The sequence below is a fragment of the Xenorhabdus hominickii genome (assembly GCF_002632725.1).
Taxonomy (GTDB): domain Bacteria; phylum Pseudomonadota; class Gammaproteobacteria; order Enterobacterales; family Enterobacteriaceae; genus Xenorhabdus; species Xenorhabdus hominickii.
Genome location: NZ_NJAI01000002.1, coordinates 210853 through 230990, shown reverse-complemented (window position 1 = coordinate 230990; position 20138 = coordinate 210853). Strand labels below are relative to the sequence as shown.

Below are 20138 nucleotides of genomic sequence, written 5' to 3'. Positions count from 1 at the left end.
GATGAAGTTTCAGTTATCAGAATGGGCTATCAGAAAGCCGATTCCTATTATTGTTATTTTTCTGGCACTCACTGTAGCAGGGTTATTTTCCTTTTTTAAATTGCCTATCAATGCCAATCCAGTGATTAATTTTCCCGTTGTGACGGTGACAGTGACACAAAGCGGCGCATCCCCTTCTGAATTGGAAAATGCGATTACGCAACCTATCGAACGCGCAGTTTCCGGATTGCCCGGCATTCGGCATATTAACTCGACAATAAGTGATGGTGTCTCTATTACGTTAATTGAGTTTAATTTAAACGTTGACCCGAACGTTGCCATCAATGATATCCGGGAACAGATTACACAGATCCGGGCAGAATTACCTCAAACCATCGATGAACCCATGATAAACCGTATTGATGTCGAAGGTGGAGCTATTCTGAATTACACCGTTCAGTCAAAAGATCAGAATTTAACTGAACTATCCTGGTTTGTTGATGACACGCTGAGTAAAAAGTTATTGATGGTACCGGGAGTGCAGAAAATAACGCGATTAGGGGGAACCAGTAAGGAAGTTCTGATCGAGCCTGACCCCATAAAACTAGCTTCTTTGAAAATCAGCATTGCGGATATTAACCGGTTATTACTCCAGAATAATGTCAATATTCCTGGAGGGAGAATGGTTATTGCCGGTCAAGATCATTCTATCCGTATTTTAGGTGCAAAAAATGAAATAGATTATCTGCGCAAATTAAAAATCCCTCTAGAAAACAACAAATGGGTAACTTTAGGCAATATTGCCACTGTCAGGGATTCACATAAAGAAGCCATTACTGTTGCGCGTTTAAATGGTGAGGAAGTTATTGGTTTTGCTGTATATCGTGCCAAAGGTTCAAGTGATACGGTGGTAGAAAAAGGGGTTACCCAAGCATTACAAAATATTGAGAACGAGAACCCTAATATCAATATTAAATTGGTGACCTCAAATGTGAAATACACGGTATCAGGTTATAACCTGACCATGCAGACCTTAATTGAAGGTGCAATTTTAACCGTTATTGTGGTGTTTTTCTTCTTGAAAAGCTGGCGGGCGACGCTGATTGCAGCAGTTGCTTTACCCTTATCGATATTGCCGACTTTTATTATTCTGTATTTATTTGATTACACGTTAAATAGCATCACTTTATTGGCATTAACATTAGTGATCGGTATTTTAGTTGATGATGCGATAGTCGAAATAGAAAATATAGAAAAATATATTGAAAGAGGTGAAAGGCCTTATATTGCCGCCATCAAGGCCTCAAATGCCATCGGGTTCGCAATCATTGCGATTACTATTACTATTGTTGCTGTTTTTCTCCCCGTTAGTTTTGTTGGCGGTTTCGTCGGTAAATATTTTGTCCCATTTGGTATTACCGTATCCGCCGCAGTATTGTCATCATTGTTGGTTGCCCGAATGGTCACCCCGCTGATGTCCGCCTATCTTTTGTTACCACAGAAAAATGCCAAGGCGGAAAAACATGAGACACCCAAATGGATCAAGAAATATGTTTCTATTCTGGATAAAACATTAAAATTTCGCAAAACAGCCTTGGCACTGGCTGTCGTCTTTCTTTTTGGTTCATTGAGCCTGACAGAACTCTTACCGTCTGGTTTTTTGCCTAAATCAGATGTCAGTATTGCCAAAATAGAAATTGAAGCGCCACCAGGAACACGGGCCACACAAAGCGATGAGATTGCGCAGAAGATCATTAAGGAGCTGCAAGGCCGTCCAGAAATTGTCGATATTTTTTCTATTGCCGGTGTTGAAGGTTCATCGGGTACAACCGGTCAGAATAGAAGCAGTATTATTATTAATTTGGTTCCCATTGATGAACGTAAATTGTCACAAAAAGAGTTTGAGCAGTCATTGACTCCTATATTAAATGCAATCCCGGATATTCGATATAACTTTGGCAGCAGTGAAGGCAATCGTGATGTTTCTATTGTTCTGGCGAGTGATCATCCTGAAATTTTGGCTCAGACAGTAACGCAGTTACGTCAAGAGATGATGCAGTTGAATGGATTAAAAAACATCCAAATCTCGCAGCCATTACCAAGACGGGAAGTTATTATCAGGCCGAATGTGGCTGAAGCTGCCAGAGCTGGAGTAACCACTGATGCAATCGGTGCGGTGATCAAAACAGCAACAATTGGTGATATTGATGCCAATGTTTCTAAATTTAATTTACCAGATCGGCAGATTCCGGTCCGGGTCTTATTATCCAAAGAAGACAGGGATAATTTAACGGTACTCAACGATCTTTATGTCAACAGTACATCTGGCACCAATGTACCGATAAAATCTGTTGCTGATATCTCTTTTGGCTCAGGACCTGACAAAATAGATCGTATTTCCAGACAACGCAGAGCCGCCATTGAAGCCGATCTTAACGGCATCGCGATTGGCACAGCATTGGAGCAAGTCAATGAATTGCCATCATTGAAAAAATTGCCCCCCGAAGTCAAAAGAGTCGAGTATGGTGATGTTGAATACATGAATGAAATGTTTGAACGTTTCTCCACCACCATGATGCTCAGTATTTTGATGGTACTGGCAATTCTTATCATTCTGTTCAAAGACTTTTTGCAGCCGCTGACGATTTTGATTGCCCTGCCCTTTGCTATTGGTGGTGCTATCATCGCTTTGCTTCTCTATAATGCCACGATTGATATGCCCGTGATTATCGGCATATTAATGCTGATGGGGATCGTCACAAAAAACTCGATTTTGCTGGTTGAATTTATCCTCGAAAGATCCCGCTCTGGTATGTCGCGAAATGAAGCAATTATTCAGTCAGGCCGGGAGCGTGTCAGACCAATTATCATGACAACAATCGCTATGATTGCGGGTATGATTCCGCTGGTTATCACCAGCGGAGCGGATGCCAGTTTCCGCGCCCCTATGGCAATTGCGGTTATCGGTGGGTTACTCAGTTCTACTCTACTCAGTTTGCTGTTTGTACCCGTCATTTATAGTTATATGGATGATTTTAAAAACTTTATTACTCCATATCTTAAGAAATTGACATCGGTAACGAAAGACGATCTCAATTATCACTGACAATATATTAATTTAATACTCAGATGACTGGAGGAATAGTTAGGTGAGAAAACAGACAGAAAAACAGCGCGCCAAACGTAAACATATTCTTGATGCGGCGATCTTCTGTTTTGTAGAAAAGGGGTTCCATGCAACGTCAACAGCAGAAATTTGCAAGACAGCGGGTATGAGCCCCGGCAATCTGTTTCACTATTATCCAACCAAAAATGCCATTATTGAAGCTATCGCAGAAGAAGATAGCCATGACTATGACAAAATTTTATCTGACTGCCATTTTTCTGATGGCGATGTTTCTGATGGCGATGTTTCTGACAGAAACGATGAAAGCTCAGTCATTGCATTAATAGAAAAGATGATGACGAGTTTGCTCAATCTCTATGATGAACCCGGTTACGCGCGTCTTAGTATCGAAATTATCGCTGAAGCCAGCCGTAACCCTGCCATTAATAAGATATTTATCGAAAATGAAAACAAAGTCAGGAAACATCTGACGCTATTGATTCAAAAAGGTATTGAAAAGGGCGAAATTGATAAACACATTAATGCAAAGCAGGCGGCATCATGGTTGATGATTTCCATCGATGGCACAATAGGAAGAAAAGGAATGGATTCGGATTTTAATTGGGCTGAGGATTTTGATTTTCTTACCTACATACTGCGGAAAGCATTTACTCCGTAGATGTCGATTATGACAATCTCTCCCATCAACCAGTAGCGACACGCGCCCAGCTAAGGTATTATTGCCCGCTATATTTTGGTACACGCCCATTATCAATTGAATTTATGGCAAAAGAACAAACTGATCGCACCACACTGGATTTGTTCGCAGATGAACGTAGGCCAGGGCGACCTAAAACAAGTCCGCTGTCCAGAGATGAACAGCTTAGGATTAATAAACGCAACCAGTTGCGACGTGATAAAGTCAAGGGGCTGCGTCGAGTGGAATTAAAGCTCAATGAAGACGCTGTCGATGCACTGAATCATCTGGCAAAACAACGCAATATCAGTCGCAGTGAGCTGATTGAACAAATGTTGTTAACTCAACTGGCAGAACAAAATCATCTTGCCGATTAACGGCTTTTATTCAACAGCATGAAGCGGCATCACCACACAAATTTGACAGATTTGTCATTGATGTTTGGTCAAAATAATGCTTCTCATTTTATTAAAACTAACATTTTTCCTGCTGATTTCAGCGTGATGTGTATGGATTTAATACACAATAAAACAAGAGGTTAACCCATTTTATGGCAATAATAGGTATATTCTTCGGTAGCGATACAGGCAACACAGAAAACATCGCCAAAATGCTCCAAGAAAAATTGGGCGGTGCTGATGTTGCTGAAGTCCACGATATTGCCAAAAGCAGCAAGGAAGACATTGAAGCCTTCGATATTTTGTTGCTTGGCATTCCAACTTGGTATTACGGTGAAGCTCAATGTGATTGGGATGATTTCTTCCCTACTCTGGGAGAGATCAATTTCGAAGGGAAATTGGTTGCTCTGTTTGGCTGTGGTGATCAGGAAGATTATGCAGAATACTTCTGTGATGCTATGGGCACCATCCGCGACATTATTGAGCCTAATGGCGCTATTATCGTAGGCCACTGGCCAACCGAAGGGTATCACTTTGAAGTTTCCAAAGGCATGGCCGACGAAAATCACTTTATTGGCCTTGCCATCGATGAAGATCGTCAGCCAGAGTTGACGGATGAGCGCGTTGAAACCTGGGTACAACAGCTCAAGGTTGAGATGAGCCTATCAGAGATTCTGGGCGCATAAGGAAACAAGCGCCTTTCAAGCAGGATTATTCTTGCAGAATGTGTCATGATACCGGGTAGGTATGGTTTTCATTTTGAATATCCATGCCTATAATCAACAAACGTGAAAAAGAATCAAGATTCCCTCACGATACCCCCAAGTATCATAAGTTCACTAAACTCAAGTTACAGGACTGAATCCGCATGACCGACAACAATAAAGCATTGAAAAATGCTGGACTTAAAGTAACACTTCCACGCCTGAAAATTCTGGAAGTGTTACAGGACCCAGAATGCCATCATGTCAGTGCGGAGGATCTCTACAAAAAACTGATTGATATCGGTGAAGAGATTGGCCTCGCCACTGTCTATCGCGTACTGAACCAGTTCGATGATGCCGGCATTGTCACTCGCCACAATTTTGAAGGTGGTAAATCGGTTTTTGAACTCACTCAGCAGCATCACCATGACCATTTGATTTGTCTCGACTGTGGTAAAGTCATTGAATTCAGTGACGAGTCGATTGAAGAACGCCAGAAAACTATCGCTGAACGTTATGGAATCAAGCTGTCAAATCATAGTCTCTATTTATATGGCCACTGTACTACTGGTGATTGTCGCAAAGATAGTTCACTCCATGATGAAAATTCATGAGAGATAAAGTCGATAAAAAGTGATTAAAATAGCCCGCTTCTGACATCTGATTTAATCATAAGCTACTGCCGATTAGTTTGGGCTAATCGGCAGTCTGCTTTAGGCGTTAAAATTTAACTTCTTCTGTACGGCTAAAACGGTTCCCATCGGTATTGACTGAACGAATTTTCACATTACCGTTAACATGAGGCCGCTGTCTATCATCGTAAACCTGCCAAGTTTTTCCATCATCCAGCGAATATTGAATAACCACACCTGGTAAGGCTATATTGGCTTCAAATGTCCCAGAAACAATCCTTCCTCCCGGTACTGGCAAACGATACAAGATTTCCGCTTTATCCAGTTTAGCCAATTCACGTTGCCCTATCAGGTTGGCAAAACGTTCCCAATCCTGCTTAAGTGCATCGGTATCGACATAATGTGTTATTCCACCTTTATATTCCCTGCCCTGCTGGTAATTTTGCTCCCATCCTGTCTGATACCACGCACGTTCAGCCAGAGGCAATAAACGTGGGTAAATCATATATTCCATCTGTTCATCGGTTCGTACCGTTTCACTCCATAGTTGGCCTGATATGCCGTAAGCCCCCGGCCAATGTTTATTGCTGTGAGTATTGAAACGTCTGCCATCACGATCGACCGAAGTCTCGGCATTTTGGGGCAGGTTGTTTGGGGCAAAACTGAAAATTTTCGCCTCATCATTAAACCGGGTTGCCCAGTAGTAACCCCGCTCTTTCGGATTAACTTCATAAGGCATATCGAGGTAAACATAATCCGGGCTGGAGACAACAACTCGATACCCTTTATTTGCCCAGTCGTTCACGGAGTCATAACCGCCCCAATAGAGCGTATCCCAGAAATTTACCGCCACATTTTTAGTGGCAAAGTCTTTTGCTGATTTGACATGTTTCAGACCATCCTGCCATGCCTGCATTGTGTCTATTCCATGAGCATTGACTATTTTACTGACTTCAATAGCAAAGTAGCTGTCCAGCTCATCAACATCTTTAATGACACCCTGCGCTATCATCTTCTGACAAACCTGAGATTTAGCCCACGGTTTATCCTCAATTTTTTTGTTGATGATCCCTTTGCCCGGTTCAATAGGCCCGTCTTTATCTTGATATCCTGCGCCCAAACGGATATTTTTTGCCTCATCACCACCAAAATGCCATGTGTTCAACGGCAATCCGGCTTCTTTGTGCATAGCAACCAATTCGCTGATCACTTTATCAATGAATCGCTTAGAAGAGTCCATGCACGGATTGAGGTAACTTCGGTGATCATAGAACTGCACAGAGGTTGTATTCGAAGTATCAGTCGGATCAAGTAAACGATATTCATTGGCTTCCCGCGTCTTGCCCTGTGCCATTAATTTCTTATAACGCGCCTCCATCGACACAACTGCGGCGCGGGCATGGGCGGGAATATCAATTTCAGGGATCACATCTATCTGGCGAGCCTTGGCGTAATTCAGGATATCAATGTAATCCTGACGGCTAAAGTAACCACTTCCCATATTGTTACTATCCGGCCCTGATCCTAATTGTGGCAGTAAACACTGTGTTTCATTCAAGTCATGGCAACGTTGGCTGCCAATATCAGTCAGTTCTGGTAGACCGGGAATCTCCAGACGCCAACCTTCATCGTCACTCAAGTGGAAATGGAGCTTGTTCAGCTTATAGCTGGACATTTGATCAAGCAAACGTAAAACAGCTGCTTTACTATGGAAGTTACGCCCAACATCAAGAAACACCCCCCGATATTCAAATCTGGGTGCGTCCTGTGCCTTTAATGTCGCAATTTTTGGAATACCATTGGCAGTAAGCAAGGAAAACAACGATTGCAGGCCATAAAATACACCTGACTGATCAAACGCAACAATTTGCGTCCCCTTAGTGGTGACCTCCAGCGAATAAGCACCTTTTACTCGCCAATTACCCTCAAACTCATTCTCATTAATTTGAGTCGCAATTGGATAACCTTTATCTGTTAAGTTGATGTTCTGGCGGTTAAAACGTTCTCTGATTACCTCAATGGATGCGTTACTCAACCCTCCCAGCTCCAATTTCACTCCACCAGATAAGTTTACATCCTGTGAATGAATAGCGAGTTTTTTGGGTGTAGGAATAATCTGTCCACGCAGTTTATCTTCACTGATTTTTTCTATTTGCTGATTTTTTACAAAACGGTTTTCAGGTGTCATCAGGACATTATTATCTTCCGTGGTGCGTTTCCACTGTTCTCCTACCAGATCAGATAAATATTCACTGATATTTTCAGTATCGGTTTTCACCAACACTTTGGGGATCGCGTCACCAGAAGTCGCATACCAACGTGGCATAAAATCCGTACTGTAAATCTGCCAATATTCTCCAATAATGGGCAGTACAATCTTTTCATTAGCCTTAATACCCGTGAATTTTTCCGTCGGTTCAAGCTTATGCAAATCACCCGTGATATGAGTGATTTTGTATTGATCATGGTCGAGTTTCAGGATTTGACGAATACTGTGAAAATAGAGTGCCCAATCAGAAGAATCAATCGCTTGGTCTCCATTGTTCAAGATGACATTGATTCGATTACAGACAGCCGAGTCCGCGCCTAAAATAGCACAATCGACTCCGTGAGAACCTGCCTGATTATCAATTACTTTGAAATTGACGTTTAACTGACTCAGTGAATCTACGATCTGTTGTGATGTCATTTCTGCATGGGTACTGCTCATAAACCCAATTGTCGTAATTAGTACTGCCAAGGTACGCAATTTAATGATTTTCATAAATTACCTCGTCCGAATTTATTATTCTTTTGCCGGGCAAATAATGTACAAATTTGGCTGAGTAATAACCCTACACAATATAGGATTATAAGGCAATTTGTAATCTTATTCGAAGGAGTTAATTTTCATTACAATACTTTTAAACGTAAAAAAAGCGTGATAATAATCACGCTTTTCAATAAGTTAAATCATTAACCGCAGATTATTCCTGTGAGATTTTCGCCCAAGTATCACGCAGGCCAACTGTGCGGTTAAAGACCAGATGTTCATCACTTGAGAGGCGGCTATCTGCGCAGAAATAACCTTCACGCTCAAATTGATAGGTTTTTTCTGGCTGTGCATTTACCAGACCCGGCTCTACAAACCCTTTACGGATCATCAGAGAATCCGGGTTGATGGTAGACAAGAAGTCATCTTCCGCACCTGGGTTTGCCACGCTGAACAGGCGATCATACAGGTAGAATTCCGCTGGTACGCCATGTGCGGCACTAACCCAATGAATAACACCCTTAACTTTACGTCCGTCAGCCGGATCTTTGTTCAGAGTCTGCTCATCGTACTGGCAGTAAATTGTCGTGATATTGCCTTCCGCATCTTTCTCAACATGCTCTGCCTTAATCACATACGCATTACGCAAACGGACTTCTTTACCCAATACCAGACGCTTATATTGACGGTTTGCTTCTTCACGGAAATCCGCTCGGTCAATGTACAATTCACGGCTGAACGGCACTTCGCGGCTGCCCATTTCTGGTTTGTTCGGATGGTTAGGCATCGTCAGGATAACTTCACCTTCCGGCATATTCTCAATTACCAGTTTAACCGGATCGAGAACAGCCATCGCACGCGGGGCGTTTTCATTCAGATCATCACGGATACAGGATTCCAATGCAGCCATTTCTACGTTGTTATCCTGTTTTGTCACACCAATGCGGCGGCAAAATTCGCGGATGGAAGCAGAAGTATAGCCACGACGACGCAAGCCTGAAATCGTTGGCATACGTGGATCATCCCAGCCATCAACGATGTTTTCTGCCACAAGCTGATTAAGCTTACGCTTTGACATCACCGCATATTCCAGATTCAGACGAGAAAATTCGTACTGGCGTGGATGGCAGTCAATCGTAATGTTATCCAATACCCAGTCATATAACCGACGGTTATCCTGAAACTCCAGCGTACAGATGGAATGGGTGATCCCTTCCAGCGCATCGGAAATGCAGTGGGTAAAATCATACATCGGATAGATGCACCACTTATTACCCGCCTGATGATGCTCTGCAAATTTAATGCGGTAAATAACCGGATCGCGCATCACGATGAATGGAGAGGCCATATCAATTTTGGCGCGCAAACACACTTTACCTTCAGCAAACTCCCCAGCCCGCATTTTTTCAAACAGAGCAAGGTTTTCTTCCACACTACGCTCACGGTAAGGGCTGTTTTTGCCTGGTTCTTTTAAAGTGCCGCGATATTCACGAATCTCTTCAGGACTCAGTTCATCTACATACGCCAAGCCTTTATTGATTAATTCAATGGCATATTGATACAGGGTATTGAAATAGTCAGAAGAGTAGCGAATATTGCCGCTCCACTGAAAACCCAACCACTCAACGTCAGCTTTAATCGACTCAACGTACTCAATATCTTCCTTAACCGGGTTTGTATCGTCAAAACGTAGGTTGCATTGTCCCTGATAGTCTTGAGCGATGCCGAAATTCAGGCAAATCGACTTGGCATGGCCGATATGCAGATAGCCGTTAGGTTCAGGCGGGAAACGGGTATGTACTGATGTATGTTTACCGGTTGCCAGATCTTCGTCAATAATCTGACGAATAAAGTTTGTCGGGCGGGCATCTGCCTCACTCATCGTTTTTTCCTCAATGCAAAAAGCGTCTTAACATAACCTTCTATAATCTATGAAGCTGAACCGAGAAACAATACTTTGTTAGTGGGATTCGCTGGAAAAGTTAGTGATAAAGGTTCAGATGGGTAAAGTTAGTGCGGAAAAGCAAATCCAGAAGGCCGGAACTATCCCTAACAAACCACGCCCAAAGTAGGTTCAGGCTCAATATTAAATGACAGGTTATAAATCAACCTACATCAGAGATTTCTAATCGTAAAAATTGGTATATGGCTCACATGTATGCCGATGCCATAAAACCTCATACAAATCGAGAAGATCAAACTTCGACTTCATTTTCATATCAACATCAACATCAACATCAACATCAACATCAACATCAACATCAACATCATAATTCCAAAAAATAATTAATTTATAAAAAAAGATATATGCTTTATATATAATAACATTTAATCAGTAAGATTAAATGTTATTATATATAAAAATCATCTACTCACCAGATAAGCAATTAATAATACAGAGAGTTGACTGCAGATAAAAGATCATTATCTTATTAAATTTCTTTCAGAAAATAAATAAACTGTTACTTGATTATTATACCTTCCAGCATATCCGCATAATTTTAAACTTCATTCTTGCTATCATTAACACTTCAATATTAAAAAACACCATTTATATCAACAGAGAATAAAAATGAACAATATATCACCAGGTAAAGAAAAGATGACTATTGCTATAGTCATTAATGAAAAATATATATCAAATCACTATACAGTTGGATTTAAGGTAGGAGCAACATCATTCACATTAAAAATGGCAGACTATTTTATCAGACAGCAAATTTTTGCTGGTTTTATCCTATATAAAAGAGATGAATCATTACTGACTCCCAAAATTGAACAATTAGAGGAAAACGGAATAAGATATATAAAAATTCTCTTTAATTTCTCGATGGATTCAGAAAATATAAAAGAAGCTTTAGCCAAAAGTTTATCATTCCTTTCTATGAAAAATGATAATAAATCCAATATTTTTGCCTATTATCAAACAGATACACTTCTTTCCTATCATCCATCAAACATCCCGTGTGGTGTAACACACCATGGACCTTTTGTTGAGGACTTTCAGAAAAATTATTCACAAGAAGGAGCTTATCAAGCATTTGAAAATAAAGATAAAGCACTTCATCTTTATAAGCAACAATCCATAGGAATTGATACCTTAATTGAAAAAGGATATTTTGTTATACAACATTCCAAACTACAAGGTGACTATCTAATAAGTAAAGATGTTCAAAGAGAAAAAATAAAACAAGTTATCCCCCCCATGTTTTCTTACGAAAACAATCTATACAGTTCATTAAATATCACTATGAATCATTTTCTAAAAATAAATAAAGATGAAATATTATTGTTCACTGCTGTTGCTAGGCTAGATTATTTTAAAAACATCGAATTATTAATTAATGCATCAATTAGTTTATTGAAAAAAGGGGTTTCAATAAAAACATTAATTTTAGGTGACGATGAAAAAAATGATACTAGGAGAGATATACTATATTCCATGATCCCCATTAAATATAGAAAATATTTTTTAATTTCATATAAACTACCACATATAGAATTATTTAGTATTTTCAATAAAATTAAGAAAAAAGCTATTTTTGTATGTACGTCACGTTATGAAACACTTGGTATTACTCCTTTAGAAGCAGCACTAAATGGGATCTATACAATTGTTCCAGATTTAAGCACCGTAGAAGCTGCAACTTATTTATCTTCGGAGGATAAGTTTAAATACGACATAACATCACTGACGAAAAAAATAATTTCCATATATGATAAAAATTTATTCATATCTGACACTCAACAGCAAAATCTCACATCCTTGCTGTCAAAAAACACCTTCGAAGAAAGCATGAATAAAATTTATTTTGATATTTCAAAAAGTTGTAATTATTCACTTTCATCTACTATCTAAACACTAATTATAATAACGTATATAAATAATTTCAAGTAAATGAGCACAGTAATGTGCTCACTTTGGTTTTTATCAATATCGTTACAACGATCACAATTACTTATTTATCTGTGGCTTTTTCTTATTTTTCAATTAAAAATAAGTAATATTAACAATGAAAAGTCTCCAATAATATTTACTACAAATAGGTGAGCGCCATGGGTATATTCAGTTATTTACAGCGTTTGGGGAAAGCACTCATGCTCCCGATCGCATCACTTCCAGTCGCCGCGCTATTACTGCGGCTCGGTCAACCAGACGTATTCAATATTGCTTTTATTGCCAGTGCTGGAGGCGGAATTTTTGAAAATTTGCCTTTATTATTTGCACTGGGAATTTCTGTCGGTCTAGCGAAAGATAATAGTGGAGCTGCGGCACTCGCTGGTGTCGTTGGCTTTTTTATTCTGACAAAAGCAACTGCTGTCATTGATCCTAAAATCAATATGTCATTTTTCGCAGGTATTATTTCGGGGATTGTTGCCGGCCACTGCTATAACCGATTTTCTGAAACCCAATTACCCGAGTTTTTAGCCTTTTTCGCTGGTAAGCGTTTAGTACCCATCATAGCCGGAATTATTTGTCTTTTCCTTGCATGGGTTTGTGGGCATATCTGGCCCTATGTACAACATGGAATTGATAATTTCAGTCTTTTAGTATCAAAAAGTGGCATGGCCGGATGGTTTACTTATGGCGTTCTTAATCGTGCACTGATTCCGTTCGGGCTACACTATATCCTGCATTCTGTTTTCTGGTTCAGTTTAGGTGATTGTATAAAAATCACTTATGACCTAGCAGGATCAATACATAATATCTGTTTGGCTCCAGATGTAGCACGCTCTCTCACTATTGGAGCAGCTATACCCGGAATAGAAGGTTCAAACATTACTCAAATAGTAAGTGATCTCGCTCGTGGTGATCTAAATCGCTTCTTTGCTGGTGACCCCAATGCAGGAGTCTATATGGCATGGGCCTATCCAATATTTATGGGTGGTTTGCCTGGAGCGGCTTTAGCCATGTATTTAGCTGCCCCTAAATCACGTCGCCCTCAAATTGGTGGAATGTTATTTTCCGTCGCTTTAACATCATTCCTGACGGGTATCACTGAACCAATAGAGTTTTCATTCTTGTTTTTAGCTCCTGCATTGTATGTTTTACATGCGATTCTTGCGGGCGTCAGCATGGTAATTACCAATTCTTTGGGTGTCTTGCACGGTTTTGGTTTCTCCGCTGGTCTTATTGATTTTGGGTTAAGCTGGGGCTTAGCAACAAAACCATGGATACTAATCCCACTAATCATCCTATTCTTTGTTATCTATTTTGTTTCCTTTACCTTAATGATCCGTATTTTTAACCTGAATACCATAGGCAGAGAAGAGACAAATTCTGACAAAGCGACTTCCGCATCTCAAGACAAAGAAGCTATTACACATTATATCAGTGCCCTCGGTGGACCTAACAATATTCTTACAGTTGATGCTTGTATCACTCGACTCCGTTTAACTGTAGCCGATAATACTCAATTAAATGAGACTCAATTGAAAAAATTAGGCGCTAAAGGAATCTTAAAAATAGGTAAACAGAATATTCAAGTCATCCTCGGTCCACAAGCTGAAAATATTGCTGAACAAGTAAAAGCCCGGCTGAAATTAAGTCACGCAGATAAAACCGAATAATTTATATTTATCAGGATAAAAAGGAACGTGATTACGTTCCTTTTTATGACAAAAAAATACTTCATCCATTTGTTTTTAAATAATTAAACTACAAAAATCTTATTTAATATAAGAAAAAAACATCTTTAAAAACCCTATTTAAAGATCGTTATTAGCGTTAAAAAAGCTAAAAAACTAGCTATATCGCCAATCTTATTTTAAGATTAAAAATATCTTTCTGTATCAAATGAGACAAAATCCCATACAGACTAGGTATGATGTGCAACTTTACTCTACTGCTATTACGTATCTGATATATCAGATACCTCAGATACGTGCATAACCTTACATAATTAAATTATTGAATGATTTTTAAGAGGTAATCATGAGGCTAATCCCCCTAACAACGGCAAGTGACGTCGGTCGATGGTCTGCTCACTACATTGTTAGCAAAATCAATAAATTTGCCCCAACTGCTGAACGTCCTTTCGTGCTTGGACTTCCCACAGGCAGTACACCACTGGCGACTTACAAAGAGCTTATCGCTATGTATCAAGCTGGCCAGGTCAGCTTTAAGCATGTTGCAACCTTTAATATGGATGAATATGTTGGTCTGCCTGAAAATCATCCTCAAAGCTACCACTCCTTTATGTATCAAAATTTCTTTAACCAAATTGATATCCCAAAAGAAAATATCAATCTGTTAAATGGAAATGCGCCGGATGTTGACGCGGAGTGCCAGCGTTACGAAAATAAGATCAAATCTTATGGCAAGATTCATTTGTTTATGGGAGGGGTTGGTAATGATGGACACATTGCTTTTAATGAACCTGCATCTTCCCTATCTTCACGTACTCGCATTAAAACGCTTACCATTGAAACACGAACCGCAAATTCTCGTTTTTTCAATAATGATGTGAAACAAGTTCCCAAATATGCATTAACGGTCGGTGTCGGAACCTTAATGGACGCGGAAGAAATCATGATTCTGGCAACCGGAATGAATAAAGCACAAGCCCTGCAAGCCGCCATCGAAGGGAATATCAATCATATGTGGACAGTAAGTTGCCTTCAAATGCACCCAAAATCACTGATCGTCTGTGATGAACCCGCAACAATGGAACTGAAGGTGAAGACAGTGAAATATTTCCGCCAGTTAGAAACCGACATTATCAATGAATTCGCCAGCGATACACAATAGTTTCAAGTTGCGTTGAAGCAATCTCCGGCCACATAGCCAACTATAGGGCTGGGGTGAATGAGCGTAGCTAACAAAACAGCAAATTGAAAGATGAAAAGTATAAACTTATTTAGTAGAAGTGTAGGAAACCAATATGTACGCATTAATCAACGGCATTATTTATACCGGATATGACAGACTTGATAACCATGCTGTTATCATTGCGGATGGTTTGATTAAGCAGATTTGCCCCGTAAATGAGTTGCCAGAAGGGATCGAAAAACACGATTTAAAAGGCGCTAACCTCGCCCCGGGGTTTATTGATCTGCAAGTCAATGGCTGTGGTGGTGTCCAGTTCAATGAAAGGTTAGAAGATATCACAGAAGAAACACTGCATATCATGCAGAAAACAAATCAGCTCTTCGGTTGTACCAGTTTCCTGCCCACTCTCATCACCAGCCCCGACGAATTGATTATCAAAGCCATCGAAGTGATGCGCTCCTACCTGAAAAAAAACCCTAATCAGGCACTCGGACTGCATCTGGAAGGGCCTTATATCAATCCGGTTAAAAAAGGAACTCATAATTCAGCTTATATACGTAAGCCAACACCAGAAATGGTCAGCTATCTGCGTGCCAATGCTGATGTCATCACTAAAATTACTCTCGCACCTGAAATGGTAGCAAGTAAATATATTCATCAACTGACTGAGGCTGGCATCGTCGTTTCTGCTGGTCATTCCAATGCAACTTATGAGGAAGCACGCCAAGGATTCCAAAATGGCATTACCTTCTCTACTCACTTATATAATGCCATGCCAGCCATTTCTGGCCGGCAACCGGGGCTAATCAGTGCCATTTATGATTCATCAGAAGTCTATGCCGGTATTATCTGTGATGGAATGCATGTTTCATGGCCAAATATCCGTAATTCCAAGCGGTTGAAAAATGAAAAACTTATTTTGGTAACAGATGCGATCGTACCAGCCGGACTTGATTCCGATGCCATGGAACAATTTACCTTTGCCAATAAAACAATATATTATCGAAATGGCTTATGTGTTGATGAAAATGGAACACTGAGCGGTTCATCAGTCACAATGATTGATAGCGTCAAGAATAGTGTTGAACATGTTGGTATTGCTTTGGATGAAACATTGCGGATGGTAACGCTTTACCCTGCTCGGGCAATCGGTGTTGATAAACATCTTGGCACGATTGAATCCGGCAAGGTAGCAAATCTGACTGCATTTACTCACGATTTCAAAATTTGCAAAACCATCGTTAACGGAAATGAGGTCAAACTATTGTGAGTATAACGGCCGATGAGTAATGAGAATACACAAAAGCAAATCGGTAATATTGATCTAGTCAAACAGCTAAATGGTGCTGTGGTCTATCGGTTGATTGATCAACATGGACCTATATCACGCATCCAAATTGCAGAAGAAAGCCAGCTAGCTCCCGCCAGCGTAACTAAAATTACTCGTCAATTATTAGAGCGTGGCCTGATAAAAGAAGTTGAACATCAGGCCTCCACCGGAGGAAGACGCGCTATCTCCATCATTACCGAAACTCGTAATTTCCATACTATCGGGATTCGGCTTGGGCGCCATGATGCGACTTTGGCGCTGTTTGACATGAGTGGCAGGACGCTGGTGGAAGAACATTACCCTGTACCGGAGAACACTCAGCAGAAAGTTGAGAAGCGCATTATTTCCGCCATTGAGAATTTCATCGACAAAAACCAGCGTCGGCTCCGTGAGTTAATCGCCATTTCTGTCATCCTGCCCGGTTTGGTCGATCCCGATGAAGGTGTTATCCGCTATATGCCACACATTAAGGTGGATAACTGGCCTTTGGTTAAGAATCTCAAAGAGCGTTTCAATACCTTCTGCTTTATTGGGCATGACATCCGCAGCCTTGCATTGGCCGAAAATTATTTCGGGGCAACACGCGATTGTGAAGATTCAATTCTGGTACGTATTCACCGTGGTACAGGTGCAGGTGTCATCATTGACAACAATATCCTGCTCAATAAACGCGGCAATCTGGGCGAGATAGGGCATATCCAAATTGAACCTCTGGGTGAACGCTGCCATTGTGGTAATTTCGGCTGTCTAGAAACCATCGTCTCCAATTCAGCAATAGAAACCAAAGTACAGCGTCAGTTGCGGCAAGGTTTTCCCAGCCAGCTTACTTTGAATAATTGCAATATTCATGCAATTTGCCTCGCAGCAAATGCGGGTGATCCTCTGGCAACAGAAGTCATTAGGCAGGTAGGGCACTATCTTGGTAAGGCCATATCAATAGCGATTAACTTATTTAATCCCCAGAAAGTGGTCATTGCGGGTGAACTCACTGAAGCAGAGCATGTTTTGCTCCCTGCCATCCAGAGCTGTATCAATACGCAAGTATTAGCAGCATTCCGTGAAGAACTCCCAGTGGTCGTTTCTGAGCTAAATCATTGTTCAGCGATTGGCGCATTCGCACTGACAAAACGCGCAATGCTTAATGGTGTCCTGCTGCAACATCTTCTTGGGGGATAATTTCAATCATTTTGCCGACTTTGCCGACAAAATGATTACAAGACAAACAAACAAACGATTTTATGCATATTTCTTTAAAAAAGCAGTTGACGCATCTGTCTGATATACGCATAATGCGCCCCGCACCGCCGATGAAGGCAAAGCGAAAAAAGATGGCTACGTAGCTCAGCTGGTTAGAGCACAGCACTCATAATGCTGGGGTCACAGGTTCGATTCCCGTCGTAGCCACCATCTTTGCGGGAGTGGCGAAATTGGTAGACGCACCAGATTTAGGTTCTGGCGCCGCAAGGTGTGCGAGTTCAAGTCTCGCCTCCCGCACCATTTCTTTATCGGGTTGTACTTAAAATGTGTTTCGATAACGGTTTTAAGTTTTAGTATTTTTTTAGATGGGGTATCGCCAAGCGGTAAGGCACCAGGTTTTGATCCTGGCATACCCTGGTTCGAATCCAGGTACCCCAGCCATATTTCTGAAATAACAATACTAAAACGACACTGATATTAAATTCACAATTTAAGAAAAAAAAGGTTGCAGTGATAACTTTCAGGTGGGGTATCGCCAAGCGGTAAGGCACCAGGTTTTGATCCTGGCATACCCTGGTTCGAATCCAGGTACCCCAGCCATATCACTAAAGGTTTTCACAAAATTTACGATTTTATTCGTAAATGGCTACGTAGCTCAGCTGGTTAGAGCACAGCACTCATAATGCTGGGGTCACAGGTTCGAATCCCGTCGTAGCCACCATCTAAAAATATAATTGGGGTATCGCCAAGCGGTAAGGCACCGGATTCTGATTCCGGCATTCCCAGGTTCGAATCCTGGTACCCCAGCCATATTTATAGCCACCAATAGGTGGTTTTTTTGTTTTCCTGTTATAAAAACCCCCTAATTAGACACCACTTCAACAATTACCAAACAAACAAGTATTTAGTTAATTACGCCCCCAGTTAAGCCACATTAGTTAAATGAAAATAATACCCTCACTTGCGTCAGTCCCAAATTAGGACTAAGAATTGAAGTCTATGAAGCAAAACACTACCCAATAAATCCACCAGATCCAATTGAAGCCATTAAATACAAAATGGAACAATCAGGGTTAACTGTTAAAAACTTGGAACCAGCCATTAGCAAACCCAACCGTGTTTATGAAATTCTAAATCGTAAGCATAGCCTGACACTACCTATGATCAGGAACCTACACGGGATGTTCGGAGTTCCCGTAGATATTCTTATAAAACCGACCAAACTAGCCCCATAAGGGGCTGTTTATTTTCAACTTGGTCGATTCTACATAGTCAATAAAATTAAACAGATAACAAAGCATTGCTCTTACTTAATAGGAAAATATATCACTCACAATCCCAAAGCATATTTCAGAGCGAGATTTTTCATTGCACCTGAGCGTTGTGCCACCATTAATGCCAGATTTCTCATGGTCTTCAATCCCGGCAAATCATTGCTAAATGCGGTGTGGAAAAGATCCATTCCCGCTTGCATAACTAAATTATCCGGCATCCTACGGCGCTGATAACGCATCAAGACCGTCAAAGAATCCCACTCTTCCAGCAATTCTTTGGCATTAGTTAGCACTTTAAGCAGAGTATCAACATCTCGATATCCCAGATTCACCCCCTGCCCTGCCAACGGGTTAATGGTATGCGCCGCATCCCCCAGTAAAACCAGCCCTTCTTGCACATAATGGCTGGCATGATGACGAACAAGAGGAAACGAGCCTGCAGCAATCGGCATCACTTTACCCAAACGGGAGGAAAATGCCTGAAAAATTTCTCGTTCCAATTGCATCATTGGCATCGATTGCAATTGGCGAATTCGGGCGGGAGAATCGTACCAAACCAAAGAGGCCCACTGATCAAACAGTGGCAAGAAAGCTCTGGGGCCAGAAGGAAAAAATTGTTGCCACGTTGTATCTTGTTGCAGCTGCTCAGTCTTGACTGTGATTAACATACATGACTGCCGATATTGCCACCCATTACTGCCAATCCCTGCCAATTGACGGACCTGCGAACAAGCGCCATCTGCGCCAATAATCAGACGCGCGTTAAGCTCCGCGCCATCGGCTAATATTATTTGCCACGCTTTATGATCATGCTGACGCTCCATCGATTTGAGGACTGCGGGACAAAGCAAAGTCAGATTAGGGTAACGTTCAAACTCCTGCCACAATGCCAGCTGCAAGATGCGATTTTCGGCCATATAGCCCAACTCTGGCAATCCCAAATTTTGGGCCTCGAAAACGACATTAGAGCCACTCTGTTCCCAAGTTTCCAATTTACGATAAGGAGCGCTGCGCATTTGCAGCACATTTTCCCATGCCCCCAATTGTTTCAATAATGCCACGGAAGCACAACTAATCGCCGATACGCGTACATCGGGTTCACTCTCTGCGTTGTAAGGTTCCGGGGATTGATGCTCCAACAGCGCTACACGCCAACCTTCCTGCGCCAATCCCAATGCCGTCGCGGCACCAATCATGCCCGCTCCCACGACAACGATATCGAATTTTTGTTGTGGATTATTCATATTCATCACGTTATTAACTTCTTGATTAAAATAGTGTACCGGAATTTTCCCTT

13 protein-coding genes, 6 tRNA genes and 1 pseudogene are annotated in these 20138 nt (G+C 41.1%); 17 read left to right on the top strand and 3 right to left on the bottom strand.

Annotated elements, in window-relative coordinates:
* Position 1: 1 nt before the first annotated feature.
* The 5 genes from Xhom_RS08325 (at position 2) to fur (ending at position 5498) form a co-directional block, all read left to right on the top strand.
* Positions 2 to 3085: an efflux RND transporter permease subunit gene (locus tag Xhom_RS08325; protein ID WP_069316551.1), complete on the top strand. Its 3084-nt coding sequence runs from the start codon at positions 2 to 4 to the stop codon at positions 3083 to 3085.
* Between the two features lie 43 nt (positions 3086 to 3128).
* Positions 3129 to 3764: a TetR/AcrR family transcriptional regulator gene (locus Xhom_RS08320; RefSeq protein WP_069316552.1), complete on the top strand. Its 636-nt coding sequence runs from the start codon at positions 3129 to 3131 to the stop codon at positions 3762 to 3764.
* Positions 3765 to 3868: 104 nt separating this feature from the next.
* Entirely contained in the window at positions 3869 to 4159 is a 291-nt protein-coding gene (ybfE, locus tag Xhom_RS08315; protein ID WP_069316553.1) for a LexA regulated protein, read from the top strand.
* Between the two features lie 173 nt (positions 4160 to 4332).
* Complete coding sequence (gene fldA, locus Xhom_RS08310) at positions 4333 to 4866, top strand: flavodoxin FldA (RefSeq protein ID WP_069316554.1); 534 nt, start codon at positions 4333 to 4335, stop codon at positions 4864 to 4866.
* A gap of 182 nt (positions 4867 to 5048) precedes the next feature.
* Complete coding sequence (fur, locus tag Xhom_RS08305; protein ID WP_069316555.1) at positions 5049 to 5498, top strand: ferric iron uptake transcriptional regulator; 450 nt, start codon at positions 5049 to 5051, stop codon at positions 5496 to 5498.
* A 106-nt stretch (positions 5499 to 5604) separates the two neighbouring features.
* On the opposite strand, the gene Xhom_RS08300 is transcribed toward fur, so the two are convergent.
* Positions 5605 to 8280 (bottom strand): beta-N-acetylhexosaminidase, encoded by a 2676-nt coding sequence (locus Xhom_RS08300; protein ID WP_069316556.1) that lies wholly within the window; start codon positions 8278 to 8280, stop codon positions 5605 to 5607.
* A 202-nt stretch (positions 8281 to 8482) separates the two neighbouring features.
* Positions 8483 to 10150 carry a glutamine--tRNA ligase gene (gene glnS, locus Xhom_RS08295; RefSeq protein ID WP_069316557.1) on the bottom strand — a complete coding sequence of 556 codons (1668 nt, stop codon included), beginning with the start codon at positions 10148 to 10150 and terminating at the stop codon, positions 8483 to 8485.
* Positions 10151 to 10840: 690 nt separating this feature from the next.
* Here glnS and Xhom_RS08290 point away from each other — a divergent pair.
* The 12 genes and pseudogenes from Xhom_RS08290 to Xhom_RS36510 all read left to right on the top strand — a co-directional run.
* The gene (locus Xhom_RS08290; protein ID WP_069316558.1) at positions 10841 to 12127 is read left to right on the top strand and encodes a glycosyltransferase; all 1287 of its coding nucleotides are present in this window, start codon (positions 10841 to 10843) and stop codon (positions 12125 to 12127) included.
* Between the two features lie 197 nt (positions 12128 to 12324).
* A complete protein-coding gene (nagE, locus tag Xhom_RS08285; RefSeq protein WP_069316559.1) occupies positions 12325 to 13839 on the top strand; it encodes an N-acetylglucosamine-specific PTS transporter subunit IIBC in 1515 nt (504 codons plus the stop codon).
* A 364-nt stretch (positions 13840 to 14203) separates the two neighbouring features.
* Positions 14204 to 15019 (top strand): glucosamine-6-phosphate deaminase, encoded by an 816-nt coding sequence (nagB, locus tag Xhom_RS08280; protein WP_069316560.1) that lies wholly within the window; start codon positions 14204 to 14206, stop codon positions 15017 to 15019.
* 133 nt (positions 15020 to 15152) lie between these two features.
* Positions 15153 to 16310 (top strand): N-acetylglucosamine-6-phosphate deacetylase, encoded by a 1158-nt coding sequence (gene nagA, locus Xhom_RS08275; RefSeq protein ID WP_069316561.1) that lies wholly within the window; start codon positions 15153 to 15155, stop codon positions 16308 to 16310.
* A 12-nt stretch (positions 16311 to 16322) separates the two neighbouring features.
* Entirely contained in the window at positions 16323 to 17546 is a 1224-nt protein-coding gene (gene nagC / locus Xhom_RS08270) for a DNA-binding transcriptional regulator NagC (RefSeq protein ID WP_099139710.1), read from the top strand.
* Positions 17547 to 17700: 154 nt separating this feature from the next.
* Positions 17701 to 17777, top strand: a tRNA-Met gene (locus Xhom_RS08265).
* Between the two features lie 5 nt (positions 17778 to 17782).
* Positions 17783 to 17867, top strand: a tRNA-Leu gene (locus Xhom_RS08260).
* A gap of 66 nt (positions 17868 to 17933) precedes the next feature.
* Positions 17934 to 18008, top strand: a tRNA-Gln gene (locus Xhom_RS08255).
* An 84-nt stretch (positions 18009 to 18092) separates the two neighbouring features.
* Positions 18093 to 18167, top strand: a tRNA-Gln gene (locus Xhom_RS08250).
* Between the two features lie 44 nt (positions 18168 to 18211).
* Positions 18212 to 18288 (top strand) — tRNA-Met (locus Xhom_RS08245).
* A 14-nt stretch (positions 18289 to 18302) separates the two neighbouring features.
* A tRNA-Gln gene (locus Xhom_RS08240) sits at positions 18303 to 18377 on the top strand.
* A gap of 173 nt (positions 18378 to 18550) precedes the next feature.
* Positions 18551 to 18802: pseudogene (locus Xhom_RS36510) on the top strand (helix-turn-helix domain-containing protein); the annotation flags it as partial.
* A gap of 95 nt (positions 18803 to 18897) precedes the next feature.
* On the opposite strand, the gene ubiF reads toward Xhom_RS36510, so the two are convergent.
* Entirely contained in the window at positions 18898 to 20085 is a 1188-nt protein-coding gene (gene ubiF / locus Xhom_RS08230; RefSeq protein ID WP_069318461.1) for a 3-demethoxyubiquinol 3-hydroxylase, read from the bottom strand.
* Positions 20086 to 20138 lie beyond the last annotated feature (53 nt).

What these genes read in the sequence shown, in the direction of transcription:
- Xhom_RS08325 (WP_069316551.1), top strand. Translation starts at nt 2, where the DNA reads ATGAAGTTTCAGTTATCAGAATGGGCTATCAGAAAGCCGATTCCTATT.
- ybfE (WP_069316553.1), top strand. Translation starts at nt 3,869, where the DNA reads ATGGCAAAAGAACAAACTGATCGCACCACACTGGATTTGTTCGCAGAT.
- fldA (WP_069316554.1), top strand. Translation starts at nt 4,333, where the DNA reads ATGGCAATAATAGGTATATTCTTCGGTAGCGATACAGGCAACACAGAA.
- fur (WP_069316555.1), top strand. Translation starts at nt 5,049, where the DNA reads ATGACCGACAACAATAAAGCATTGAAAAATGCTGGACTTAAAGTAACA.
- Xhom_RS08300 (WP_069316556.1), bottom strand. Translation starts at nt 8,280, where the DNA reads ATGAAAATCATTAAATTGCGTACCTTGGCAGTACTAATTACGACAATT.
- glnS (WP_069316557.1), bottom strand. Translation starts at nt 10,150, where the DNA reads ATGAGTGAGGCAGATGCCCGCCCGACAAACTTTATTCGTCAGATTATT.
- Xhom_RS08290 (WP_069316558.1), top strand. Translation starts at nt 10,841, where the DNA reads ATGAACAATATATCACCAGGTAAAGAAAAGATGACTATTGCTATAGTC.
- nagE (WP_069316559.1), top strand. Translation starts at nt 12,325, where the DNA reads ATGGGTATATTCAGTTATTTACAGCGTTTGGGGAAAGCACTCATGCTC.
- nagB (WP_069316560.1), top strand. Translation starts at nt 14,204, where the DNA reads ATGAGGCTAATCCCCCTAACAACGGCAAGTGACGTCGGTCGATGGTCT.
- nagA (WP_069316561.1), top strand. Translation starts at nt 15,153, where the DNA reads ATGTACGCATTAATCAACGGCATTATTTATACCGGATATGACAGACTT.
- nagC (WP_099139710.1), top strand. Translation starts at nt 16,323, where the DNA reads ATGAGTAATGAGAATACACAAAAGCAAATCGGTAATATTGATCTAGTC.
- ubiF (WP_069318461.1), bottom strand. Translation starts at nt 20,085, where the DNA reads ATGAATAATCCACAACAAAAATTCGATATCGTTGTCGTGGGAGCGGGC.